Genomic DNA, 5777 nt, shown 5'->3' with positions numbered 1-5777 from the left:
CGTAGGGCTGCGCCGGCTGGGCGGGTTGGACTGGCTGCTGGAGGAGCTGGGGCATTATGACCATACCCGTGCCCATCGCGGCCCCCTCGCTCTTTCCAAGTTCCGCTGCCACCTGTTTTGCCGTGTCCATCTGCATAACCGCCTGAGCGTTGCCAGTCTGCATTATCCAGAAGAGCCTCTGGCGCCACTCGTCGGTCGTGTTCACGCCCTCGATTTTCACGTCCACCAGCTCAAGGCCGAGCCGCCTGAAGTCCTCGATGAGTTTGACCTTGACCTGCGTACTGACCATGTCGAGGTTCTGGAAGAGGTCAACTATCGAGTAAGCGCTGAGGTGCTTCATCATGCCCTCGTTGAAGTACGCGCGAATGAACTTGGTGACGTCGCTCGCCTCGTAGAGGCTCTGGCCGCCGACGACCTCGGTGATGAAGAGAACGGGGTCTGCAACCTTAAACCAGTAGACGCCGTAGTACTTGACCGGCGCTAATTCTCTCGTCTGAGTCTCCCCTCCGTAGCGCCCCTGGAACTGCTTCATGCTGACGAAAATGACAGTGGCCTTGAAGGGGCTGTTGCTTCCACCAACGAGCTTGTAGAGGAGCGGTAAGTTCTGTGTCGTCAACGTGTGCCTTCCCGGCCCGAGGACGTCGTAGATTTTGCCGTCGCGCATAAACACGGCGACCTCATACTCATGGACTATCAGCTGAGCTCCCCACTTTATGACCTCGTTGGGGTAGCGCCAGATTATCTCGTCTTCTCCGGGGTTCACCCATTCTATGACCTGAACCATCTCACTCACCCGCCGCGAAGCTCATTCTCTTGCCGAGGACTTCCTCGAAGTTTATCAGCTCCTCATCGAGGTTTAGAACCGCCATGCCGAGAGCCTGCGGATCCGCTATTTGGCCGTTCAAGGCTTTGACCTCGTTGAGTATCTCCTCGGCCAGCTCTATCATCTTGGCATCGTATTCCAGGAGCCTGTTGAGCTCATTTTCCTTGAACTTCACCCTGTCGAAGTAGCCGCGGTAGCCGGCTTCTGCATGCCGCACCCTGCTCTCCAGTGCCATGAGCTTCTTCCTCAGGCTGTCTATGGCAACCATCTGGGCGCAGCTCACCATGGCGCACCTCTGAAGGGCGCGCTCCATCTCCCTTCTGGCGAGGGCAAGGGTATCGGCCACCTTTCCACGGACGAGCCTGTCGTCCTCCCTTATGAGTTCCTTCTTCTTGTAGCCGTGGAAGCCTGGAATCACGAGCTCAAGCTTCTCAACTATCGATGTTTCCTTCCCCATAACCAACACCTCACATCGGCTTGAAATACAGGTTGCCCTTGTTGAGCCTCATAACCTCGCTGACCTTCCTCTTCTTAACGGCGCCTTTCTGGAATATGCCGAAGGCCCCGGCGCCTCCGGGGATGAGTCCGCCTAGGAGCCCCCAGGTACTTCCGTATGCGCCGGCCGCGATTATGCCGATTACGAGCCCAGCCGCTAGAACACCGACCCCCAGGAGGCTGGCCTTCTTTCTGGCACCGCTCATGAGCGGGTACTCCGCCTGGACAACCCTTCCATCGGTTCCATCAACGTATCCCGCAAAGCTCTGCCCGGAGTACTCGTAGTGAACCTCCCAAAGTGGATAGTGCACCAGCCCCTGGTACTTCACCTCTATCTCAACGCCGCCGAGGGATTTGTCCTCCTGGCCCGCCTCACTTCTGAGGGCGCTCTCCATGATGCTCCTCGCCATGGCCTCAGCCCCTTCCCTGGACATCTTGGGCTCGTAGTACTCGCCCTTCCCAACCACTGCTTCATCGAAGAAGCGCTTGCCCCTTATCGGGAACGGGTAATCCCTGAGCATCCCCTGGAAGGGTGAGCCTGCGGGGATTCCGACGAAGCGAACCTCCTCTATCGTTGACCAGCGTGTGCTCCTCCCGTGGAGGTAGAAGAAGTAAACCGGCACCCAGTGGAGCGCCTTTTTCGTTATCTTTGCCCCGGTTATGTCCGCCGGAGCGCCGTACTGCCTGGAGAGGAACTTGAGCAGAACCCCTCCGGCGTCTTTCCTCATCGGCGGGAAGAAGAAGTGCTCGCCGACTTCCTCCCTCGTTTCGAGCTTGAAGGTCGTTCCGCAGTAGGGGCACGTTGCCACGCTCACCGTGTCTGGAACCTTAAACTTGGCCGAGCAGGTTGGACACTGAACCTCCATGGCAATCACCCCTTAAACGCCCCCGTGAAGTGCCCCCATGATACCGGTGCTTCTCTCGGTTCTCTGTCCCTCCAGAACCAACGACCCGAAGTAGCCGCTGGCGCCAGCCCCGAGTATCAGCGAGAGCACCGAAACCAGAGCCGAGCCGTTTGCACCACCGTAGGCGGCTCCAGCAGCGCCTATGATGACTCCGAGGACGACGCCGGCCATGTACTGGGCGCGCCTCCAGATGGGCATGGGCTCGGTGGCGGCAACGTCCCTTCCGTCCCAGCCGGCGAAGACGGCATGGAATATCGAGTTCTCGTGCTTGTAGTAGACGGTCCACATCGGCAGGAGAATCAGAGAAACGTTCTGGGGCTCATCGGCGGTTATATCGAAGCGCTCTATCCTGTCGGCCTTGGCGGAGTAGCGGTCCCTTATGACGTCTATCGCATCCTCGCGCATTATCATCTTCGCCTGGGTCTCGTCTATTTCAGTGTTGAGTATCTCCAGCTTTATCTTCCCCCATTGATCCTCGTCCAGCTCAAGGAGCTTTCTCCCCTTGGGCTTTGCCCTCGAGTAGTGCACAATGATGTCATCAACGCCGAAGCTCTTGACCTGCCTCCTCGCGGAGCCGATAAGGCTCAAAACCTCGTCAACGTAGTCGTGGTAGTGCCTCTCGACGGTGTGGCAGTGGGTTTCGCCCTCCGAGTCCGTGTGGCACTCCTCCTCGCGCACCATGTACTCGACGTCACCCTCGACGTGAACGTTGCCCACCCAGTACGGGGCATAGTGGCCTTCGATGTCAACTATCTCTATCCCCTCCTTCATGCGCTTGAGGTCGAAGTCCCTGTTGACGCGGTCCCAGAAGGCCTTGGCTATGGCGTTTTTATCGATGGTCGGGACGATGTAGATGTTCTCTGTCTTCAGGTTTCCGCTTACGTGGTTAGGAAAACCGCAGTATGGACAGATTGCGACTATAGTTTCGGGGGATACTTCGAGGGGCGCACCGCACCTCTCACATTTAAATCCAACTGCCTCCATGAATCACCACGGTGCACATAACTACTTTTGGGTATTTAAGAGTGCCGGAGATTTTCATGAACCGTGGTAATACTGACGGACTACAGCATTTTCCTTATCAGTTCCACAAGCTCCCAGAGGCCCTTCACGTAGTAGTCAGCCCCCTCGATTTCCCCGAAGCGCGTAACGTTAACCACCTTCATGCCGGCCCGCTTTCCGGCGAGCACATCGTGACGGCTGTCGCCAACCATCAGCGCTTCCTCCGGCTCCAGGCCGAGTGCGTTCAGGGCTTTTTCAACGAGGTAGGGGCTTGGCTTGACCCCGTCAAGGTTTGAATAGTCCTTTCCGTAAACAACCTCGAAGTATCTCCTCAAATCGAAGAGGTCCAAAACGAACTCCGTGCACTCCGGGGAGGCGTTACTCACGGCCCCAAGCTTCAGGCCCAGCTCTTTCAGCTCTCCCAAGACGTTAACATCTGGAAAGGGTTTTATCTTGCCCTTATCTGCCATCCACATGCGGTACTCAAGGTTCACGCCGTCAACGATTTTCCAGAACTCCACGTGGTCTATGCCAAAGCGCTCGACGTAGCTCCTCGGAAGCTCGCCGGTTACCGTTTTTTTGTATGTCTCGTAGTCCAGTTCGATGCCACGCTCCCGGAGGGCTGGCATAACCCACTTCTCGTACCATTCCCTGTGGTCGTAGCCCTCGTAGTAGACCAAGGTCTCGTCAACGTCGAAGATTAAACCGCGGAGCATCCTCATCATAAAGAGGGCAACGGTGGAGCTTTAAAGTTTGTCGCTCAGAGCTCAAGTTTCTTGAGGAGGGCCCACTGCCTTGGTTTCCATGCAAGGGGATCAGTGACAACGTAGACCTTGGTATTGGTGAGTATAACGTGATCACGAATGGTGTTCAAAAATCTCAGAAACGTCTCAAATCCATTATGGAGCGCCAGGTACTCGGGACAGGCTATAATTACCGCCCTATCCGGATGCCCTTTGAGACTTTTGATTATACCATCCAAAATTCTGTGGAGTTCCCTCGGACCAAAATATCCCTTAACGGAACTCACGGTAATGAGATTCCAGTCGGGAGGAACCTTCATCCCGGCCCGGCCTATAACAACGGCGCTATCTTCGATTATGTCGGAGAATGAACTCACCAGCCTGAATGCGGGGACATCAACCCTCCGGGTTCCTTCCTTCCGTGACCGTGCCAGCACAGGAAGTGAAATCCTGAGCACTTCACTCACCGCTTAAGGGTAAAATCCTGAATGGATATTTAAATCCTTTTTGTAGATGCCTATGTAGGTGCGGGGCCTCGGCCTCCTGGACTGGTCATCACCCATCAGCCGGTTGATCCTTCGTCATCGGCGGAGAAAGTATGAAAAAGGGGTTAAAAACCTTCAGAACAGCTCCTCGAGCTTGACGTCTATCTTGTCCGGGTTGAAGGGCAGGACGTGTCTGGTGGTCTTCGGGGAGTAGACCTCGCCGCGCTTGACGAGCTCCATGACCTCATCCTTGCTAGGGGCCTTCCTGATGAAGACGTAGTCGATCTCGCCCTTGCCCATGTCCTCTCTGGCGTCCTCCTTGAGGCCGTAGTAGATGAGCTCGATCTTGCCCTCGACGCTCATCTCGTCGAGAACCTTGCTGACCTTCTTCTGCTCATCAAGGCCGCCCGGAACGGCGAAGACCTTCTCACCGACGATGGCGAAGGCTATCTCGCCCCTCTCGGCCTTCTCCTCTGCCTCCGGGTCCTCAATGACCTCAAGCCCCTCTGCCTTGAGCCTCTCGAGAACCTCCTCGAGGCTTCCCTTGAAGGCCGGGTACCAGGTGTAGACCTTGACATCGTCGCTGAAGTAGTCAAGTATGACGGAGGGAGCCTTCTTGGCGCCGAGCTTCTGGAGACCGGCCCAGCGGTGGTGACCGTCAACGATGAGGTAGGTGTCCTCACCAGGAACCTTGGCGAGGAGCATAGGCTTCCAGAAGAGGCCGGAGCCGGTGACGCTCTCGATGAAGGCCTCAAGCTCCTTCTGGACGAGCTGCTCGTGGGGCTTCATCTTGTCGAGCTCGATAAAAACGTAGTCAACCTTAACGGTTGGGATGTCGTACTTCGGAACCTTCTCAACTCCCATTTTCACAACCTCCGTGAGCCTAAATCAGCAGACGGAAATCGAAGCGGAGGATAAAAAGGCTTTCCCATTTATATGACCAGTTTTTCCTGATGATTCTGCGTATGATAGCCCAAAATTATGAAAATTCTACGGGGATAATGGTTAAAACCCCGGAGAGAGATATAACTCCGATGAGGAATATCGCCGACCTGCCCCTCCACGGCGGCCACGTTCCGGCGTGGCTGGCCCAGAGGATGAGGGAGCTCACCCGGTTAGTGCTGGTTCTGGCGGTTGAGGAGTACGGAACGAAGGGACTCCTGGAAAGGCTCTCCGACCCGGTCTGGTTCCAGGCCTTCAACAACGTCATCGGGATGGACTGGGACTCCTCTGGCTCGACCACCGTGACGGCGGGCATGATAAAGGACGTCCTCTGGAGGGAGGAGCTCGGCGTAAAGGTGGCCGGGGCTGACCTCTTCCCCCG

At 56.4% G+C, this 5777-nt stretch carries 8 protein-coding genes; 1 reads left to right on the top strand and 7 read right to left on the bottom strand.

The window, feature by feature from the left end:
• The 7 genes from APY94_RS12275 to serK all read right to left on the bottom strand — a co-directional run.
• A partial coding sequence (locus APY94_RS12275; protein WP_058939895.1) for an SPFH domain-containing protein occupies positions 1–784 on the bottom strand: 784 nt, incomplete at its 3' end.
• Between the two features lies 1 nt (position 785).
• A complete protein-coding gene (locus tag APY94_RS12270; protein WP_058939894.1) occupies positions 786–1280 on the bottom strand; it encodes a hypothetical protein in 495 nt (164 codons plus the stop codon).
• Positions 1281–1290: 10 nt separating this feature from the next.
• Positions 1291–2184: a zinc ribbon domain-containing protein gene (locus APY94_RS12265; RefSeq protein WP_058939893.1), complete on the bottom strand. Its 894-nt coding sequence runs from the start codon at positions 2182–2184 to the stop codon at positions 1291–1293.
• Positions 2185–2196: 12 nt separating this feature from the next.
• Positions 2197–3207 (bottom strand): hypothetical protein, encoded by a 1011-nt coding sequence (locus tag APY94_RS12260; protein ID WP_058939892.1) that lies wholly within the window; start codon positions 3205–3207, stop codon positions 2197–2199.
• A gap of 80 nt (positions 3208–3287) precedes the next feature.
• On the bottom strand, positions 3288–3941 hold the full coding sequence (locus tag APY94_RS12255; protein ID WP_058939891.1) for an HAD family hydrolase: 654 nt from the start codon (positions 3939–3941) through the stop codon (positions 3288–3290).
• A 44-nt stretch (positions 3942–3985) separates the two neighbouring features.
• Positions 3986–4435: a DUF835 domain-containing protein gene (locus APY94_RS12250; RefSeq protein ID WP_240703189.1), complete on the bottom strand. Its 450-nt coding sequence runs from the start codon at positions 4433–4435 to the stop codon at positions 3986–3988.
• A gap of 153 nt (positions 4436–4588) precedes the next feature.
• Complete coding sequence (serK, locus tag APY94_RS12245) at positions 4589–5317, bottom strand: L-serine kinase SerK (protein WP_058939889.1); 729 nt, start codon at positions 5315–5317, stop codon at positions 4589–4591.
• Positions 5318–5487: 170 nt separating this feature from the next.
• Between serK and APY94_RS12240 the strand changes: the two genes are divergently transcribed.
• On the top strand, positions 5488–5777 hold a 290-nt coding region (locus APY94_RS12240), incomplete at its 3' end, for a DUF763 domain-containing protein (protein ID WP_157065550.1).

Source organism: Thermococcus celericrescens, assembly GCF_001484195.1.
Taxonomy (GTDB): Archaea; Methanobacteriota_B; Thermococci; order Thermococcales; family Thermococcaceae; genus Thermococcus; species Thermococcus celericrescens.
This window is presented reverse-complemented; position numbering and strand designations above follow the sequence as displayed.